Here is a 594-nt window from a genome sequence, read left to right as displayed (position 1 = left end):
ACATCAACCACGCCTGCAAGCCGAACGCTGAGTCCGATGTCAATCCGCGCAAGAAGCGGGTGATCATCCGCGCCATCAAGAACATCGAGCCGGGCGAAGAGATCAACTACGATTACGGCACCGATTACTTCAAAGCCTATCTGAAGCCGATCGGCTGCAAGTGCGTCTCCTGCGAGAAGAAGCGCAAGAAGAAGGCCGCTGAAGCCCGTGCCGAGAAAGCCAAGCTGAAGCTGAAGGCCGAGCGCAAGGCGCAAGCCGAAGCCGAGAAGGCCGCCCGCAAGGCCGCGAAGGCGGCCGGCAAGGCGAAGCCGGAAAAGCCGTCGAAGCCGGAGAAGGTCGCCAAGTCGAAGGCGCCGAAAGCGGTGAAGGCAAAAGCGACGGCGACGACGAAGGGCGCCAGCAAGGCACCGAAGACGAAGGTCGTAACGGCGAAGGCCGGCAAGACCAAAGCGGCGAAGCCGGCCAAGACCACGTCGTCTCGCAAGACGGCAGTCGGCAAGTCCAAGGCAGCCTAATTGTAGTCGCAGCCTCTCCAATCGTCATTGCGAGCGAAGCGAAGCAATCCAGCTCCGTGCACTGAGCTGCTGGATTGCT

1 protein-coding gene is annotated in these 594 nt (G+C 61.1%); it reads left to right on the top strand.

What is annotated here, in order from left to right; genetic code table 11:
- Positions 1 to 515: SET domain-containing protein-lysine N-methyltransferase (locus tag DYI24_RS27535; protein WP_164574558.1), on the top strand; the 515-nt coding region annotated here is incomplete at its 5' end.
- Positions 516 to 594: the final 79 nt, after the last annotated feature.

Origin of the sequence: Rhodopseudomonas sp. BR0C11, assembly GCF_010820945.1 — a bacterium.
Lineage (GTDB): Bacteria > Pseudomonadota > Alphaproteobacteria > Rhizobiales > Xanthobacteraceae > Rhodopseudomonas > Rhodopseudomonas palustris_H.
The sequence above is the reverse complement of the archived record's forward strand: the minus strand, read 5'-3'. Positions and strand labels throughout refer to the sequence as shown.